The sequence below is a fragment of the Streptomyces sp. NPDC058758 genome (assembly GCF_042746075.1).
Taxonomy (GTDB): domain Bacteria; phylum Actinomycetota; class Actinomycetes; order Streptomycetales; family Streptomycetaceae; genus Streptomyces.
Genome location: NZ_JBHYPS010000012.1, coordinates 141,973 through 157,352 on the forward strand (window position 1 = coordinate 141,973; position 15,380 = coordinate 157,352).

The window sequence follows — 15,380 nt, forward strand, 5'->3', positions numbered from 1 at the left end:
GGAGCCCACCATGGCCGCACTTGTCCGCCCCCGCGACGGCCGGATGCTCGGCGGTGTGTGCGCGGCGCTCGCCCGGCGCTTCGGCACCTCCGCCCCGACGATGCGTGTGATCTTCCTGGCCTCGTGCCTGCTGCCCGGCCCGCAGGTCCTGCTCTACGCGGCGCTGTGGCTGCTGCTGCCGGGCGAGTCGCGGGCCACGAAGGCGGCGGCCTGGTAGCGGGCCCCGGAGCACGCCGGAGGGGCGCGGACCCGGATCTTCCGGGTGCGCGCCCCTCCGGCGTGTGCGCGGGTCAGCCGATCGGCAGGCCGCCGGCGCCGAGCGGGAGGCCGCCGAGCAGGCCGGTGGCGGCGCCGAGCGGGGTGGCGCCGAGGGCGCCGGCGGCGGCGTCGGTCGGCAGGTTCTGGGTGGCCTGGCCGGCCGCCGCGGGGAGGGTCTTGACGCCCTGGTCGAGGCCCTGGCCGAGGGCGCCCTGGCCGGCCCCGAGGGCCTCGCCGGCTCCGTCGGGCAGCTCGGTGAGGCCGTCGCCCAGGGGGGCGAGCTGGGTCACGGAGCCCAGCGCGTCGGCGCCGTCGAGCGGTGCCGGGAGCGGGGCCGCGGAGGCCGTGCCGGCGGCGGCAGCGGCGAATGCGGCGCCGAGAGCGGCGACACCGAGCTTCTTGGCGGCAGACTGCTTCATCTGAAAATCTTCCTTGGGCTTGGGGAGCTGAGCTTCGGGACATCAGGAGAACGATCCGGAACAGGGGAATCCGGACATGCAGAGCAGCTCCGCAAACTAACCGCCCCGCCTTCGCTCCGCAAACACCGGAAAGCCGCCGGGTGTCGCGCCTCCCCGGCGGCTCCGTACCCCTCCGCGCGCCTTTCCTCAGCCCTCCTGGCCGGAAGAAGCGCTGGTCGTGGCGGTCTGCCGGAAAAGCCACTCGGATTTCAGTTCGGCATATCCGGGCTTGATCACGTCGTTGATCATGGCCAGTCGTTCATCGAAAGGAATGAACGCTGATTTCATCGCATTGACCGTGAACCACTGGAGGTCGTCGAGCGTGTAGTCGAAGGCGTCGACCAGCAGCTCGAATTCCCGGCTCATGCTGGTGCCGCTCATCAGCCGGTTGTCGGTGTTCACCGTCGCGCGGAAGTGGAGCTTGCGGAGCAGCCCGATGGGGTGTTCCGCGTACGAGGCGGCGGCGCCGGTCTGGAGGTTGGAGGTGGGGCACATCTCCAGCGGGATCCGCTTGTCGCGGACGTACGCGGCGAGCCGGCCGAGCCGCACCGAGCCGTCCTCGGCCACCTCGATGTCGTCGATGATCCGCACCCCGTGGCCGAGCCGGTCGGCGCCGCACCACTGGAGCGCCTGCCAGATCGAGGGCAGGCCGAAGGCCTCGCCGGCGTGGATGGTGAAGTGGTTGTTCTCCCGCTTGAGGTACTCGAAGGCGTCGAGGTGGCGGGTGGGCGGGTAGCCGGCCTCGGCGCCCGCGATGTCGAAGCCGACCACGCCGTCGTCGCGGTAGCGGTTGGCGAGTTCGGCGATCTCCAGGGCGCGGGCCGCGTGCCGCATGGCGGTGAGCAGGGCGCCGACCCTGATCCGGTGGCCGGCCTCGCGGGCCCGGCGCTCGCCCTCGCGGAAGCCCTCGTTGACCGCCTCGACGACCTCCTCCAGGGTCAGCCCGGCCTCCAGGTGCTGCTCGGGGGCGTACCGCACCTCGGCGTAGACCACGCCGTCCTCGGCGAGGTCGACGGCGCACTCGGCGGCGACGCGGAAGAGCGCCTCGCGGGTCTGCATGACGGCGCAGGTGTGCGCGAAGGTCTCCAGGTAGCGCTCCAGGGAGCCGGAGTCGGCGGCCTCGCGGAACCAGATGCCGAGCTTGTCGGGCTCCGTCTCGGGCAGCTTCGAGTAGCCCTGCTCCCGGGCGAGTTCGATGATCGTGCCGGGGCGCAGTCCGCCGTCGAGGTGGTCGTGGAGCAGCACCTTCGGGGCACGGCGGACCTGGTCCGCGGTGGGGACGTGGGATGTCTGGCTCGTCATTGCCGCACTCTAGCCCCTACGCGCGTAGAACGCGCCTTGTCGACGCCGGGGACGACGGGGTTTTCCCGGGTGCGCGGCCGGGCCTCGGCCGCCTACCCTGACCGCATGAGCACCGCGTCCGGACCCGCCGCGCCCGTCGCCGCCGACCCCGCCGAACTCCGTCGCATCCACGGCTTCGTGTCCGCCTTCACCCGCCGGCAGGCGGCCCGGACCGTCGACTTCCCCGGCGGGTTCGCCGCGCTCGACGACGCCTACGCCCTGTCCCGCGGCAACAACCACCTCCTCGTGGACGGCCCGACCGACCCCGGGGCACTGCCCGGCCGGGCCGACGAACTCCTCGCCCACCTCCCCCACCGGGCGGTGTACGTGCTCGACGGACCGACCGCGGCCGCCTGCGCGGAGCCGCTGGCCCGGGCCGGGTACACCCGCGCGACCGTCCTCCTCATGCGCCACGAGGGCCCGGTGCCGGAGCTCGGCGGGGCGCGCGAGGTGGACCTGCCGTCCCTGGCGGGGCCGGTCGCCGACAGCTGGCGCCGCTTCCTGCCGGACGCGGGGGACGAGGTGGTCCGGGACCTGGTCGGCCGCCGGGCGGCCCGCCTCAGGGGCGCGCCCGACGTCCGCTTCCTCGCCTCCCACGACGAGTGGGGCGAGGTGGCCGCCTGGGGCGACCTCTACCTGGACCCGGCCTCGGGGGTGGCCCAGATCGAGGACCTGGTGACGGCCGCCTCCCATCTGCGGCAGGGGCACGCCGGGGTGGTCCTGGACACGGCGCTGCGCACGGCGGCCGGCGCCGGCTGCGCCACCGTCTTCCTCACCGCGCTCGCGGACGACTGGCCGCGCCACTGGTACGAGCGGCGGGGCTTCGCTCCCGTCGGCACCGTGCACTGCTTCGAACGCGCGTAGAGCGGACGGCGGTTCGCCGGGACGGCGATACGTAACAGAGACCGCGCGTACGACTGCCGTACACCTCGGCTTCTGAGACTGTTCTGTCATGGCGCAGTACGCACTCGTGGGGACTGCCGACGGCCGGAGACCCCGGCTCGGTCGGCCTGTCGGGGTTTCACGGTCCGCGGCGGCGGTGGGCGGCGTGGCGCTGCTCCTGCCGGACGGGGAGCCGGTGTCCGGCCGCCGGGCCTCGGCCCGCGCGCACGCCGCCGCACTGCCGCTGGGGCGCGAACTCGCCCGCGCGGGGCGGCCGGAGGGGCTCGTCGCACAGGTGGTGCGCTACCGGGGACGCGGCTGGAACGGCACCGACGCGGAGCTCGCGGCGGACGCCTCCTGGGCGGTCGCCGAGGCGGTACGGCGCTACGGCGACGTCCCGGTCTGCCTGGTCGGCCACGGGATGGGCGCCCGGGCGGCGCTGCGGGCGGCCGGACACCCGGCGGTCGGCGCGGTCCTGGCGCTCGCGCCCTGGCTGCCCGAGGAGGACGTGGCCGCCGAGCCCGAGCCCGTGCGGCAGCTGGTGGGACGCCGGGTGCTGATCGTGCACGGCACCAACGACGCCAGGACCGACCCCGAACTGTCCTTCCGCTACGCGGCCCGCGCCAAGAAGGCGAACCGGGAGACCTGCCGCTTCGAGGTCCACGCGGACGGGCACGGGCTGCGCCAGTACGCCGACGAGGTGCGGGAGCTCGCCGCCGACTTCGTCCTCGGCGCGCTCTTCGCCCGGCCGGTCACCCGCCCCCTGACGGACGCGATGGCGGCCCCGCCGCCGATCGGCCTGCGGATGCCGCTGGCCGCCGGGTTCACCAGCGGCTCACGCCGGCGCTGAGTCGTCCCGCGGCGGCTGCGACCCCTTCGGGAGGAGGTGGCCTCGGCGGCTCAGCAGGAACTTCTTGAAGGCGGCCACCGGGGCGGTGTCCGGGTGGCCGTCCAGCCAGGCGACGCCGATCTCGCGGACGGCGCGCGGGGCCGTGACGGTCAGCTCGACGACGCCGGGGCGGGCCACGGCCGGCGGCGGGAGCAGCGCCACGCCGAGCCCGGCCGCGACCAGGCCGCGCAGGGTCTCGGCCTCCTCGCCCTCGAAGGCGACCCGGGGCGTGAAGCCCGCCTCCGCGCACAGGTCGTCGGTGATGCGGCGGAGCCCGTAGCCCGGTTCGAGGGTCACGAAGGTCTCCTCGGCGGCCTCGGCGAGCCGGATGCGGCGGCGGCCGGCCAGCCGGTGGTCGTCGGGGACGACCAGCCGCAGCCGCTGCTCGTCGAGCCGGCGGCCGACCAGGTCGGGGGCGTCCGGCACCGGGGAGGTCAGGCACAGGTCCAGCTCGCCGGCGCGGAGCCGCTCGATCATCGCCTCGCCGTAGTTCTGGACGAGGGTGAAGCGGACCTTCGGGTGGTCGACCCGGAAGGCTCGGATCAGCGCCGGGACCGTCTCCGAGCCCATGGTGTGCAGGAAGCCGAAGGCGACCCGCCCCGCGGTGGGGTCCGCGTCGGCCCGTACGGTGTCGGCGGCCCGCTCGACCTCGGCGAGGGCCCGCTCGGCGGCGGTCAGGAAGCGGCGGCCGGCCGGGGTGAGCGCGACCGTGCGACCCCGGCGGGCGAAGAGCGCCACCCCGAGGTCCTCCTCCAGCCGGACCATGGCCCGCGAGAGCGTCGACTGGGGCACGCCCAGCTCGGCCGCCGCCCTGGTCACGTGCTCGTGCCGGGCCACCGCGGCGAAGTACGCGAGCCGTGGCGCGAGCACCGGCCCCATGTCTTCTTCGTTACTGTTCGGTGACAGCCGAGGCTGTGACCTGTACTCATGCACCACGGGAACGATTACAGCAGATCCATGCATTGGACGCATGAATCGGAGCGTCCTACGTTCGTGGCATGCCTTCCGCCAGTACCAAGGCGGACGCCACCCACGCGTCCGCCGACACCGCAGCCGACACCCGCCTCGCCCCGGGCGCCCCCGGCCACCGCCGGATGAGCCTCGCGCTCTTCGCCGCCGGCCTCGCCGCCTTCGCGCTCCTCTACTCCACCCAGGCCCTCCTCCCGGCGATCTCCGCCGAGTTCGGCGCCACCGCGTCGGCCGCCTCCTGGACCGTCTCCGCCGCGACCGGCGCGCTCGCCCTGTGCGTGCTGCCGCTCAGCGCGCTGTCGGAGCGCTTCGGCCGGCGCACGATGATGACCGCCTCCCTCGCCGTCGCGGTCGGCGTGGCGCTCCTGGTGCCCTTCGCGCCCAGCCTGGAGGTCCTGATCGCGCTGCGGGCGCTGCAGGGCGCGGCACTGGCCGGGCTGCCGGCCTCGGCGATGGCGTACCTGGCCGAGGAGGTGCGGCCCCGGGCGCTGATCGGCGCCATCGGCCTCTTCGTCGCGGGCAACTCGATCGGCGGCATGAGCGGCCGGATCGTCACCGGCTGGGTCGCGCAGCTGTGGGGCTGGCGGGCCGGTCTGGCCGCCGTCGGCCTGACCTCCCTGGTGTGCGCGCTCGTCTTCCGGGCGCTGCTCCCGAAGGCACGCCACTTCACCCCCGGCACGCTGAACCCGAAGGCGCTCGCCGCCACGGTGAAGGGCCACCTCGCGGACCCGCTGCTCATGCGGCTGTACGGGATCGGCGCCCTGTTCATGACGGTCTTCGGCGCCGTGTACACGGTGATCGGCTACCGGCTGGCCGAGGCTCCGTTCTCGCTGCCGCAGGGCGTGATCGGCTCGATCTTCCTGGTCTACCTGGTCGGCACGGTCTCCTCCGCGGCGGCCGGGAGGCTCGTCGGCCGGCTGGGCCGGCGCGGGGCGCTCTACCTGGCGGTCTCCACCACCGCGGCGGGCCTGCTGCTCTCGCTCTCCGCGTCGCTGGCCGCGGTCCTCGCGGGCCTGGTCCTCATCACCGCCGGCTTCTTCGCGGGCCACGCGGTGGCGTCCTCCTCGGTGAGCCGGACGGCGAAGACGGGCCGCGCGCAGGCCTCGGCGCTCTACCAGTCCGCGTACTACCTGGGCTCCAGCGCGGGCGGCACGCTCGGCGCGATCGCCTTCCACGCGGGCGGCTGGGCCGGCACGGTCGGGATCGGTCTGGTGGCGGTGCTCGGCGTCGTCTCGATCACGCTGTACGGCTCGCACAGCGCGCGCGTCGAGGCGCGGCGGATCCACCCGGTGACGGCCTGAGCACGCCCGGATGACCGTACCGTCACGATTCCGGGCCCGGTGCAACTGAACCACTCCCCCGCACGTCTCGCATGTCAGGACTCTAGGGGGAGTTGACGATCATGAACCGATTCGCGAACCGGGTGGGGAAGAGGGCCGGCATAGCCGCCGGCCTCACCTCGCTGCTCGTGCCGGCCGCCCTCGTGCTGGGTGCCGCGCCGGCCCAGGCCGCGTCGTGCAACGTGACGACGGGGCCGTACCAGAAGCAGGTCGAGAAGTTCCTCGGCCGCACCGTCGACGGCCGCCAGTCGCTCGGCGACTGCCAGGCCATCCAGGCCTTCCAGCGCAAGCACGGCATCACCCCGACCGTGGGGTACGCGGGCCCGCTGACCTGGCGCACCATGAACACGATGATCCAGCAGAAGGCGGCCGGGACCAACCCCAACAAGGACCGCAAGTGTCCGACGAACAAGGGCCGGATCGCCTGCGTGGACCTCACCCGCCAGCTCAGCTGGATCCAGGACGGCTCGCGCCTCAAGTACGGCCCGGTGCCGGTGCGCACCGGCAAGGACGGCACCGAGACCCGTACCGGCCTGAAGAAGATCTACTGGCGGAACATCAACCACTGGTCGACGATCTACCACGTGTCGATGCCGTACTCGCAGTTCTTCGACGGCGGCCAGGCCTTCCACTCGACGACCAAGTCCATGTGGAACCCGCCCGGTTCGGGCGGCTGCGTCAACATGCGCTCGGCGGACGCCAAGGCCTACTGGAACCTGCTGCGCAACGGCGACGACGTCTACGTGTACGGACGCAAGCCGGGAACCTGACCCCGACTGTCGGTGGGCTGCGGTAGCTTCGCTCTCACCGGTGCCGAACGCCGGCGCCGGTGAGGGGTGATGGGGACGCGATGGGCGAGACCGCCGTGGTGACGACCGATGAACTCGACAAGTACCGGCGCGAGCTGACCGGTTACTGCTACCGGATGCTCGGTTCCTCCTTCGAGGCCGAGGACGCGGTGCAGGACACGATGGTGCGGGCTTGGAAGGCGATGGACTCCTTCGAGGGCCGCTCCAGCCTGCGGTCCTGGCTCTACCGGATCGCGACCAACGTCTGCCTCGACGCGCTCAGCGCGGGCAACAAGCGGGCCCGGCCCATGGACCTCTCCGGGCCGACGCCGGTCGCCCAGGCGCAGCTCGTCAAGCAGCCGGAGATCACCTGGCTGGAGCCGATCCCGGACGGGCGCGTGATGCCGACCGCCGGCGACCCGGCGGAGGCGGCGCTGCACCGCGAGACCGTGCGGCTCGCCTTCGTCGCCGCGCTCCAGCACCTGGCGCCCAAGCAGCGTGCCGTGCTGATCCTGCGCGAGGTCCTCGCGTGGAAGGCCGCCGAGGTCGCCGAGCTGCTCGACACCTCCGTCGCCTCGGTGAACAGCGCGCTCCAGCGGGCCCGGGCGACCATCGCCGAGCAGGCCCCCGCCGAGTCCGACGCGGCGAACCCGCTCGACGAGGAGCAGCAGGCGCTCCTGGAGCGGTACGTGGCGGCCTTCGAGGGCTACGACATGAAGGCGCTGACCGCGCTCCTCCACGAGGACGCGACCATGACCATGCCGCCGTTCGACCTGTGGCTCCGGGGCCACGACGACATCGTCGGCTGGATGCTGGGCGTCGGCGACGTGTGCCGCGGCTCGAAGCTCGTCCCGACCGTCGCCAACGGCTCGCCGGCCTTCGCGCACTACCACCCGGACCCGGAGGGCGGTTACAGCCCGTGGGCCCTGATCGTGCTGGAGGTGCGGGACGGCAAGGTGGCCGGGATGGACTTCTTCCTGGACACCCCGCGCTGGTTCCCGCTCTTCGACCTGCCGGAGCGGCTGGAGGCGTAGTCCTTCACAGGACCTCGTCGAGGCCGGTGAGGCGGAGCAGGGCCGTGAGGTCGGGTCCCGCTCCGTCGAAGGTCAGCCGGTGGCCCGCGCGCCGGGCCGCGAGCGCCAGGCGGGCCAGCGCGTCCACGGCCGCGAGGCCGCGGGCGCGCGGGTCGACCTCGCACCGCACGTCCCCCGGCGGGGCGGCGGCCAGCTCGGCGCAGAGCCGGGCGACCTCCTCGCGGGTGGGCGCGGCGGGCAGGGTCACGACGAGGGGCTGACTGGTGTCCACGAGGGGGTGACCGCCCCGGGGCGGGAAAGTCATCGCGCTAGGCTCGCGATCATGACTTCTCACCCCGTCGAACTGGTGATCTTCGACTGTGACGGTGTTCTGGTGGACAGCGAGCGGCTCTACTGCCGGGTCGACCGGGAGGTCTTCGCCGAGCTGGGGGCCGAGTTCACCGAGGCGGAGTTGGTCGAGCACTTCGTGGGCTCCCCGCACGAGATCTGGACGGCCCTCGTCGAGGAGCGCCGGGGCCGACCGCTGGAACCGGGGTGGCAGGAGCCGTACCGCGTCCGGTACGAGACGGTGCTGGACGCCGAGCTGACGGCGGTCGAGGGGGTCACGGAGGTGCTGGACGCGCTGGCGGTCCCGTACTGCCTCGCCTCCAACGGCAGCCACGCCGAGATCCGCCGCAACCTCGCCCGCACCGGCCTGCTGGACCGCTTCGAGGGCCGGATCTTCTCCGCCCGGGACGTCGCGAAGGGGAAGCCCGCCCCGGACCTCTTCCTGCACGCGGCGGCCACGATGGGCGTGCCGCCGGAGCGGTGCGCGGTGGTGGAGGACAGCCCGTACGGCGTCCGCGCGGCGCGGGCGGCGGGGATGCGGGCGTACGGCTATACGGGGGGCCTGACCCCGGCCCACCGGCTGGAGGGGGCGGGCACGGTGGTCTTCGGCGACATGCGGGAGCTGACGGGGCTGCTGGGGGTCAGCTGACGGGGAACTCGGCGGTGTCGAGGGTCAGGTCGAAGGGGGCGGGGAGGTGGATCTTCTCGCCGAACGGGACAGCGCTCAGGACCCGGTAGACGGAGTCCTTCGGCTCGCCGTAGAGGGTGACGGTGGGGCCGCCGGGGGCCCAGCGATCGACCAGCAGGTAGAGCGGTACGCCTGCCGTCGCATAGCCGGCGGCCTTCGCGATCCGGTCGTGGTTCGCGTTCGACGGCGAGGTGATCTCCACGACGAGTTCCGCTTCCGTGGCGGGGACGGAGTGGCCGGCTTCGCCCAGTGCCGCCTCAGGTGCGACCAGGAGGTCGGGGATGTACATGCCCGACCTTGCCGGAATCGCCACGGCCTGAGTCTGGTAGATCCCCCAGTCCTCCGGGATGGCCTGGTACAGACGGCGCTGGATCTTCCCCGCGATGCTGTTGTGGTGGTTGGCAGGTGACGGTGCCACGGTGATGATCCCCTCGATGATCTCCACCTTGCAGCCCTCGGGCCAGTCCATCGACTCCCAGCGACGGACCAGGTCCTCCCAGCCGTTGCCCGCGTCGGCGTGGGGCTCGGCAGCGAGTGCGCTCATGGTGTGCTCCTCAATCGGTCGTCACCGATCCCAGCATGCCGAACGGGACCGGTGGGGGTCCACCGGTCCCGTTCACCCGAAGGTGTCAGCGGCACATGCCAGGGCCGTTACGCGATGCGGTCCAGGACGATCGGGGTCGGGGTGAAGTCGGTGCCCGCCGGGGCGATGTCCCAGGCGCCCTCCAGGGAGCCGAGGGCGTAGTCGAACTTCTCCGGGGTGTCCGTGTGGAGGGTGAGGAGGGGCTGGCCCGCCGTCACCGTGTCGCCCGGCTTGGCGTGCAGCTCGACGCCCGCGCCGGCCTGCACCGGGTCCTCCTTGCGGGCGCGGCCGGCGCCGAGGCGCCAGGCGGCGATGCCGATGTCGTACGCGTCGAGGCGGGTCAGGACGCCCGAGGACGGGGCCGTGACGACGTGCTGCTCGCGGGCGACCGGGAGGGCCGCGTCCGGGTCGCCGCCCTGGGCCGCGATCATCCGGCGCCAGACGTCCATCGCCGAGCCGTCCTTGAGGGCCTTCGCCGGGTCGGCGTCCTTGATGCCGGCCGCGGCCAGCATCTCGGCGGCCAGGGCGATCGTCAGGTCGACGACGTCCTGCGGGCCGCCGCCGGCGAGGACCTCGACGGACTCGCGGACCTCCAGGGCGTTGCCGGCGGTGAGGCCGAGCGGGGTCGACATGTCGGTGAGGAGCGCGACCGTCTTCACGCCGCTGTCGGTGCCGAGGGCGACCATGGTGGAGGCCAGCTCGCGGGCGTCCTCGATGGTCTTCATGAAGGCGCCGGTGCCGACCTTGACGTCGAGGACGAGGGAGCCGGTGCCCTCGGCGATCTTCTTCGACATGATCGAGGAGGCGATCAGCGGGATCGCCTCGACCGTGCCGGTGACGTCGCGGAGCGCGTACAGCTTCTTGTCGGCGGGGGCCAGGCCGTCGCCGGCGGCGCAGATGACGGCGCCCGTGGTGTCGAGGACGTGCAGCATCTCCTCGTTGGAGAGCAGCGCGCGCCAGCCGGGGATGGACTCCAGCTTGTCGAGGGTGCCGCCGGTGTGGCCGAGGCCGCGGCCGGAGAGCTGCGGGACGGCCGCGCCGCAGGCGGCGACGAGCGGGGCGAGCGGAAGGGTGATCTTGTCGCCGACGCCGCCGGTGGAGTGCTTGTCGGCGGTCGGGCGGGAGAGCGCGTCGAAGTTCATGCGCTCGCCGGAGGCGATCATGGCCGCCGTCCAGCGGGCGATCTCGTCGCGGTTCATGCCGTTGAGCAGGATCGCCATGGCCAGGGCCGACATCTGCTCGTCTGCGACCGTGCCGCGGGTGTAGGCGTCGATGACCCAGTCGATCTGCTCCGGGCTCAGCTCGCCCTTGTCCCGCTTGGTCCGGATGACGGAGATGACGTCCATGTCGTGGTGCCTCTTTCTACGCGCATAGAGGGGGGAACGGGAGGAGCGGCCCCTCCCATGGTGCCGGAAGGGCCGCTCCGAGGTGCTACTTGGCGAGGTGGTCCGGGCCGAAGGCCTGCGGCAGCATCTCCGCCAGGGTGAGGAACCCCGCGGGCGTCTCCAGGACGAGGTCGGGGCCGCCGAACTCGTACAGGAGCTGCCGGCACCGGCCGCAGGGGACCAGCGGGTCGCCGAGGCCGTCCACGCACACGAAGTGGGTGAGCCGGCCGCCGCCGGTGGCCTGGAGCTGCGAGACCAGACCGCACTCGGCGCACAGGCCGAGCCCGAAGGAGGCGTTCTCGACGTTGCAGCCGGAGACCGTCCGGCCGTCGTCGACGAGGGCGGCCGCGCCGACCGGGAAGCCGGAGTACGGGGCGTACGCGCGGGCCATCGCGGCCCGGGCCTCCGTCCGCAGGGCGTCCCAGTCGGGCTCGGTCGGGGCGGTCGTCACTTGCCCTGGCCCTTCCGGTAGGGCAGGCCGTCCGCCTTGGGCATCCTCAGCCGCTGTGCCGACAGGGCCAGCACGAGCAGGGTGGTGATGTACGGGGCGGCGTCGACGAACTGGCTCGGGACCTGGTCGGTGAGCGCGTACCAGAGGAAGAAGCCGACCGCGAAGACGGCGGCGATCACGGCGGGCACGTACTTCTTCTTGTACAGCTGCCAGGCGGCGGCCAGCACCAGGAGGATCGCGACGAGCAGCAGCAGCGCGTGGACGTTCTCGGCGCCGCCGCGGATCTTGAGGCTGTCGGTGAAGCCGAAGAGGCCCGCGCCGAGCGCCATGCCGCCCGGCATCCAGTTGCCGAAGATCATCGCGGCGAGACCGATGTAGCCGCGGCCGCCGGTCTGGCCCTCCTGGTAGATGCCGGTGGAGACGATCGCCAGGAACGCGCCGCCGAGGCCGGCGAGGGCGCCGGACACGGTGACGGCGATGTACTTGTACTTGTAGACGTTGACGCCGAGGGACTCGGCGGCGACCGGGTTCTCGCCGCAGGAGCGCAGCCGCAGGCCGAAGGCCGTGCGCCACAGCACCCACCAGGTGGCGGGGACCAGCAGGATCGCGACGACGGTGAGCAGCGACAGGTTGGTGACCAGGCCGCCGAGGATGCCGGCGAGGTCGGAGATCAGGAACCAGTGCTTCTGCTGGAGGTCCATCAGCCAGTCCGAGAGCCCCGGGATGGTGATGTCGGTGATCGGGTCGATGCGCGGGGACTGCTTGGAGGAGCCGCCCTCGGCCTCGCCGAACGTGAAGTTCGACAGGTACTGGGTGAAGCCGACCGCGAGGATGTTGATCGCCACACCGGAGACGATGTGGTTCACGTTGAAGGTGACGGTGATGATCGCGTGCAGCAGACCGCCGATCGCGCCGCCGAGGAGACCGACGACGACGCCCGTCCACGGGCCCCACTGGTAGCCGGCCCAGGCGCCGAACCAGGTGCCGAGCACCATCATGCCCTCGAGGCCGATGTTGACCACGCCCGCGCGCTCGGACCACAGGCCGCCGAGGCCGGCGAGGCCGATCGGGATGGCGAGCTGGAGCGCGCCGGAGACCTGGCCGACGGAGGTCAGGTCGTCGGCGCCGGAGACGACGCGGACGAGCGAGAAGAGGACGAGGCCGGCCGCGACGATCAGCAGGATCCACGGCCAGGTGAGCTTGCGGCGCCCGGCCTTCTTCGGTGCGGCGCTCGGCTTGGCGGCGGTGGCGGTGCTCATGCCGAGACCTCCTTGTCGGTCTTGATGGCACCGCCGGCGGCGAGTTCCTCGCCGACCTTCTGCTGCTGGCGGCGGGTGCCGTAACGGCGGACGAGTTCGTAGGAGACGACCACGGCGATCACGATGATGCCCTGCATGATCTGCGTGATCTCCTTCGGGTAGCCCTCGACGTCGAGCGACGAGGACGCCTTGTCGAGGAACGCGAAGAGCAGGGCCGCGAAGAGGATGCCGACCGGGTTGTTGCGGCCGAGCAGGGCGATCGTGATGGCGGTGAAGCCGACGCCGACCGGGAAGGACAGGCTGTACGTGTGGGTGTCGCCGAGCAGCGTGGGCATGCCGGAGAGGCCCGCCAGACCGCCGGAGATGAGCATCGAGGTGAGGATCATCTTCTTGGCGTCGACGCCGCTGGCCTGGGCCGCGGACTCGCTCTCGCCGGTGGCGCGCAGGTCGAAGCCGAAGCGGGTGCGGTTGAGGACGAACCAGTAGACGACGCCGAGGGCGAGCGCCACGAAGGTGAAGCCGTAGATCTCGCCGTTGCCCTGGCCCATGTCGATGCCGGGGAACCAGCCGGACTCGGCGATCTCACCGGTGGTGAGGTCGTTGGAGCCCTCGGGCTGGACGCCGAGGTTCTTCGGCAGGATCAGCCAGGCGATCAGGGAGGTCGCGATGGCGTTGAGCATGATCGTCGAGACGACCTCGGAGACGCCCCGGGTGGTCTTCAGGATGCCGGCGATGCCGGCCCAGAAGGCACCGGTGAGGGTGGCGACGACCACGATCAGCAGGATGTGCAGCGGGCCGGGCAGCTCGACCGAGGCGCCGACCACGGCCGAGAGCATCGCGGCGAGGCGGTACTGGCCGTCGACGCCGATGTTGAAGAGGTTCATCCGGAAGCCGATGGCGACGGCCAGGGCTGCCAGGTAGTAGATCCCCGTCTGGTTGACGATCAGGACCTGGATGTCCGCGTACCCGGCGTTCTCGATCATCAGCTGGATCGGCTCGATCGGGTCGAGGCCCGTCGCGAGCAGCACCAGCATGGTGAGCACGAACGAGGAGACGAGCGCGAGCACCGGGCCGGCGGCCCCGATGAGCAGCTTGTCCTTGTCGATCTTCATCATCGGGCGTCACCGTCTTCGGACTGCTCGGTGCCTTCGAGGTGGCCGGTGGCCGCGCCGGTCATGGCGGAGCCCAGCTGCTCGGGCGTGATGGTGGCGGGGTCCGCGTCCGCGACGAGCTTGCCGCGGTACATGACCCGGAGGGTGTCGGAGAGGCCGATCAGCTCGTCGAGGTCGGCCGAGATCAGCAGGACGGCCAGGCCCTCGCGGCGGGCGTCCCGGATCGCGTCCCAGATCTGCGCCTGCGCGCCGACGTCCACACCGCGGGTGGGGTGGGCGGCGATCAGGAACTTGGGGTTGTGGCTCATCTCGCGGCCGACGATCAGCTTCTGCTGGTTGCCGCCGGAGAGGGAGGCCGCGGTCACGTCGATGCCCGGGGTGCGGACGTCGTACTCGCGGACGATCCGCTCGGTGTCCTTGCGGGCGGCCTTCGGGTCGAGGACGCCGCGCTTGGAGTTGGGGGCCTCGGTGACGTGGCCGAGGATGCGGTTCTCCCAGAGGGGGGCCTCCAGGAGCAGGCCGTGGCGGTGGCGGTCCTCGGGGATGTAGCCGATGCCCCCCTCGCGACGCTTGCGCACCGAGACCTTGGAGATGTCCTCGCCGTCGAGCGTGATGACGCCCGCGTCGGGGACGGTCATGCCCATCAGGGCCTCGATGAGCTCGGTCTGGCCGTTGCCCTCGACGCCGGCGATGCCGAGGATCTCGCCCTTGTGGATGGTGAGCGAGACGTCGTCGAGCAGCTTGCGGCCGACCGCGGCCTCCTCGTGGACGATCGTCGTGCTCGACGGGTCCGCGGGGGCGGCGGTGGTCAGCGGGGCGCCGGTGGCACCGCCCTCCAGGAGGGTGAGGTTCTCGACCCGCAGCATGGCGACGTCGGTGACGGTCGACTCGCGGGTCTCCGGCGAGGGCAGCTCGCTGCCGACCATCAGCTCGGCGAGCTGCTTGGTGGTGGCGGTCTTCGGGTCGGCGGTGCCGACGGTGGTGCCGCGCCGGATGACGGTGATGTCGTCGGCGACCTTCAGGACCTCGCCCAGCTTGTGCGAGATGAAGATGACGGTGAGGCCCTCGGCCTTGAGCTCGCGCAGGTTGTCGAAGAGCGCGTCGACCTCCTGCGGGACGAGCACGGCGGTCGGCTCGTCGAGGATGAGGATCCTGGCGCCGCGGTAGAGGACCTTGAGGATCTCCACGCGCTGGCGGTCGGCGACGCCGAGGTCCTCGACGAGGGCGTCGGGGCGGACGCCGAGGCCGTACGCGTCGGAGATCTCCTGGATCTTCTTGCGGGCCTTGGCACCGATGCCGTACAGCTTCTCGCCGCCGAGGACGACGTTCTCCAGGACGGTGAGGTTGTCGGCGAGCATGAAGTGCTGGTGCACCATGCCGATGCCGCGCGCGATGGCGTCACCGGGGCTGGAGAAGCTGACCTGCTCCCCGTCGATGGCGATGGTGCCCTCGTCCGGCTTCTGCATGCCGTAGAGGATCTTCATGAGGGTCGACTTGCCGGCACCGTTCTCACCGATCAGGGCATGGACGGTGCCCTTCCGGACGGTGATCGCGATGTCCTTGTTGGCGACGACGCCGGGGAAGCGCTTGGTGATGCCGTGGAGTTCCACGGCAGG

General features: G+C 72.3%; 17 protein-coding genes. 7 read left to right on the plus strand and 10 right to left on the minus strand.

Annotated features, from left to right (window positions below; translation table 11 throughout):
* Positions 1-10: 10 nt before the first annotated feature.
* Entirely contained in the window at positions 11-217 is a 207-nt protein-coding gene (locus ACFW6A_RS17460) for a PspC domain-containing protein (RefSeq protein ID WP_351850561.1), read from the plus strand.
* Between the two features lie 73 nt (positions 218-290).
* Here the strand turns inward: ACFW6A_RS17460 and ACFW6A_RS17465 are convergent, their stop codons facing one another.
* Together ACFW6A_RS17465 and ACFW6A_RS17470 are read right to left on the minus strand one after the other, a co-directional pair.
* Positions 291-677 (minus strand): hypothetical protein, encoded by a 387-nt coding sequence (locus tag ACFW6A_RS17465; protein WP_351850560.1) that lies wholly within the window; start codon positions 675-677, stop codon positions 291-293.
* Between the two features lie 186 nt (positions 678-863).
* Positions 864-2,018 (minus strand): adenosine deaminase, encoded by a 1,155-nt coding sequence (locus ACFW6A_RS17470; RefSeq protein ID WP_351850558.1) that lies wholly within the window; start codon positions 2,016-2,018, stop codon positions 864-866.
* A 105-nt stretch (positions 2,019-2,123) separates the two neighbouring features.
* On the opposite strand from ACFW6A_RS17470, the gene ACFW6A_RS17475 reads away from it, so the two are divergent.
* Together ACFW6A_RS17475 and ACFW6A_RS17480 are read left to right on the plus strand one after the other, a co-directional pair.
* Positions 2,124-2,921 (plus strand): GNAT family N-acetyltransferase, encoded by a 798-nt coding sequence (locus tag ACFW6A_RS17475; RefSeq protein WP_386477147.1) that lies wholly within the window; start codon positions 2,124-2,126, stop codon positions 2,919-2,921.
* Between the two features lie 88 nt (positions 2,922-3,009).
* Positions 3,010-3,789: an alpha/beta hydrolase gene (locus ACFW6A_RS17480; RefSeq protein ID WP_351850555.1), complete on the plus strand. Its 780-nt coding sequence runs from the start codon at positions 3,010-3,012 to the stop codon at positions 3,787-3,789.
* Here ACFW6A_RS17480 and ACFW6A_RS17485 read toward each other — a convergent pair.
* Positions 3,775-4,764 carry a LysR family transcriptional regulator gene (locus ACFW6A_RS17485; protein ID WP_351850554.1) on the minus strand — a complete coding sequence of 330 codons (990 nt, stop codon included), beginning with the start codon at positions 4,762-4,764 and terminating at the stop codon, positions 3,775-3,777. The genes ACFW6A_RS17480 and ACFW6A_RS17485 overlap by 15 nt on opposite strands.
* 62 nt (positions 4,765-4,826) lie before the next feature.
* Between ACFW6A_RS17485 and ACFW6A_RS17490 the strand changes: the two genes are divergently transcribed.
* The 3 genes from ACFW6A_RS17490 (at position 4,827) to ACFW6A_RS17500 (ending at position 7,959) form a co-directional block, all read left to right on the plus strand.
* Positions 4,827-6,098 carry an MFS transporter gene (locus ACFW6A_RS17490; protein WP_351850553.1) on the plus strand — a complete coding sequence of 424 codons (1,272 nt, stop codon included), beginning with the start codon at positions 4,827-4,829 and terminating at the stop codon, positions 6,096-6,098.
* A 101-nt stretch (positions 6,099-6,199) separates the two neighbouring features.
* Positions 6,200-6,907, plus strand: coding sequence for a L,D-transpeptidase family protein (locus ACFW6A_RS17495; protein ID WP_351850552.1), 708 nt, complete (start codon positions 6,200-6,202; stop codon positions 6,905-6,907).
* A gap of 80 nt (positions 6,908-6,987) precedes the next feature.
* Entirely contained in the window at positions 6,988-7,959 is a 972-nt protein-coding gene (locus ACFW6A_RS17500; RefSeq protein ID WP_351850550.1) for a sigma-70 family RNA polymerase sigma factor, read from the plus strand.
* Between the two features lie 4 nt (positions 7,960-7,963).
* Here the strand turns inward: ACFW6A_RS17500 and ACFW6A_RS17505 are convergent, their stop codons facing one another.
* The gene (locus ACFW6A_RS17505; protein ID WP_386477153.1) at positions 7,964-8,263 is read right to left on the minus strand and encodes an STAS domain-containing protein; all 300 of its coding nucleotides are present in this window, start codon (positions 8,261-8,263) and stop codon (positions 7,964-7,966) included.
* A gap of 18 nt (positions 8,264-8,281) precedes the next feature.
* Here ACFW6A_RS17505 and ACFW6A_RS17510 point away from each other — a divergent pair, with 18 nt between their 5' ends.
* On the plus strand, positions 8,282-8,935 hold the full coding sequence (locus ACFW6A_RS17510) for an HAD family hydrolase (protein WP_351850548.1): 654 nt from the start codon (positions 8,282-8,284) through the stop codon (positions 8,933-8,935).
* On the opposite strand, the gene ACFW6A_RS17515 is transcribed toward ACFW6A_RS17510, so the two are convergent.
* The 6 genes from ACFW6A_RS17515 to ACFW6A_RS17540 all read right to left on the minus strand — a co-directional run bounded on the left by ACFW6A_RS17515 (position 8,928) and on the right by ACFW6A_RS17540 (position 15,374).
* Entirely contained in the window at positions 8,928-9,518 is a 591-nt protein-coding gene (locus tag ACFW6A_RS17515) for a Uma2 family endonuclease (protein WP_386477157.1), read from the minus strand. The two genes, ACFW6A_RS17510 and ACFW6A_RS17515, sit on opposite strands and share 8 nt — an antisense overlap.
* 107 nt (positions 9,519-9,625) lie before the next feature.
* Positions 9,626-10,903 carry a thymidine phosphorylase gene (locus ACFW6A_RS17520; RefSeq protein WP_351850544.1) on the minus strand — a complete coding sequence of 426 codons (1,278 nt, stop codon included), beginning with the start codon at positions 10,901-10,903 and terminating at the stop codon, positions 9,626-9,628.
* A gap of 85 nt (positions 10,904-10,988) precedes the next feature.
* Positions 10,989-11,393 (minus strand): cytidine deaminase, encoded by a 405-nt coding sequence (locus ACFW6A_RS17525; RefSeq protein WP_351850543.1) that lies wholly within the window; start codon positions 11,391-11,393, stop codon positions 10,989-10,991.
* A complete protein-coding gene (locus ACFW6A_RS17530) occupies positions 11,390-12,652 on the minus strand; it encodes an ABC transporter permease (protein ID WP_351850541.1) in 1,263 nt (420 codons plus the stop codon). Before ACFW6A_RS17530 ends, ACFW6A_RS17525 begins: the two co-directional genes overlap by 4 nt.
* Positions 12,649-13,767 (minus strand): ABC transporter permease, encoded by a 1,119-nt coding sequence (locus tag ACFW6A_RS17535; RefSeq protein WP_351850539.1) that lies wholly within the window; start codon positions 13,765-13,767, stop codon positions 12,649-12,651. The genes ACFW6A_RS17530 and ACFW6A_RS17535 overlap by 4 nt, the downstream gene beginning before the upstream one ends.
* Positions 13,764-15,374: an ABC transporter ATP-binding protein gene (locus tag ACFW6A_RS17540; RefSeq protein WP_351850537.1), complete on the minus strand. Its 1,611-nt coding sequence runs from the start codon at positions 15,372-15,374 to the stop codon at positions 13,764-13,766. Before ACFW6A_RS17540 ends, ACFW6A_RS17535 begins: the two co-directional genes overlap by 4 nt.
* Positions 15,375-15,380 lie beyond the last annotated feature (6 nt).

Excerpts from the sequence above, each read along its gene's own strand:
- ACFW6A_RS17460 (WP_351850561.1), top strand. The coding sequence starts at position 11 with ATGGCCGCACTTGTCCGCCCCCGCGACGGCCGGATGCTCGGCGGTGTG.
- ACFW6A_RS17465 (WP_351850560.1), bottom strand. The coding sequence starts at position 677 with ATGAAGCAGTCTGCCGCCAAGAAGCTCGGTGTCGCCGCTCTCGGCGCC.
- ACFW6A_RS17470 (WP_351850558.1), bottom strand. The coding sequence starts at position 2,018 with ATGACGAGCCAGACATCCCACGTCCCCACCGCGGACCAGGTCCGCCGT.
- ACFW6A_RS17475 (WP_386477147.1), top strand. The coding sequence starts at position 2,124 with ATGAGCACCGCGTCCGGACCCGCCGCGCCCGTCGCCGCCGACCCCGCC.
- ACFW6A_RS17480 (WP_351850555.1), top strand. The coding sequence starts at position 3,010 with ATGGCGCAGTACGCACTCGTGGGGACTGCCGACGGCCGGAGACCCCGG.
- ACFW6A_RS17490 (WP_351850553.1), top strand. The coding sequence starts at position 4,827 with ATGCCTTCCGCCAGTACCAAGGCGGACGCCACCCACGCGTCCGCCGAC.
- ACFW6A_RS17495 (WP_351850552.1), top strand. The coding sequence starts at position 6,200 with ATGAACCGATTCGCGAACCGGGTGGGGAAGAGGGCCGGCATAGCCGCC.
- ACFW6A_RS17500 (WP_351850550.1), top strand. The coding sequence starts at position 6,988 with ATGGGCGAGACCGCCGTGGTGACGACCGATGAACTCGACAAGTACCGG.
- ACFW6A_RS17505 (WP_386477153.1), bottom strand. The coding sequence starts at position 8,263 with ATGACTTTCCCGCCCCGGGGCGGTCACCCCCTCGTGGACACCAGTCAG.
- ACFW6A_RS17510 (WP_351850548.1), top strand. The coding sequence starts at position 8,282 with ATGACTTCTCACCCCGTCGAACTGGTGATCTTCGACTGTGACGGTGTT.
- ACFW6A_RS17515 (WP_386477157.1), bottom strand. The coding sequence starts at position 9,518 with ATGAGCGCACTCGCTGCCGAGCCCCACGCCGACGCGGGCAACGGCTGG.
- ACFW6A_RS17520 (WP_351850544.1), bottom strand. The coding sequence starts at position 10,903 with ATGGACGTCATCTCCGTCATCCGGACCAAGCGGGACAAGGGCGAGCTG.
- ACFW6A_RS17530 (WP_351850541.1), bottom strand. The coding sequence starts at position 12,652 with ATGAGCACCGCCACCGCCGCCAAGCCGAGCGCCGCACCGAAGAAGGCC.
- ACFW6A_RS17535 (WP_351850539.1), bottom strand. The coding sequence starts at position 13,767 with ATGATGAAGATCGACAAGGACAAGCTGCTCATCGGGGCCGCCGGCCCG.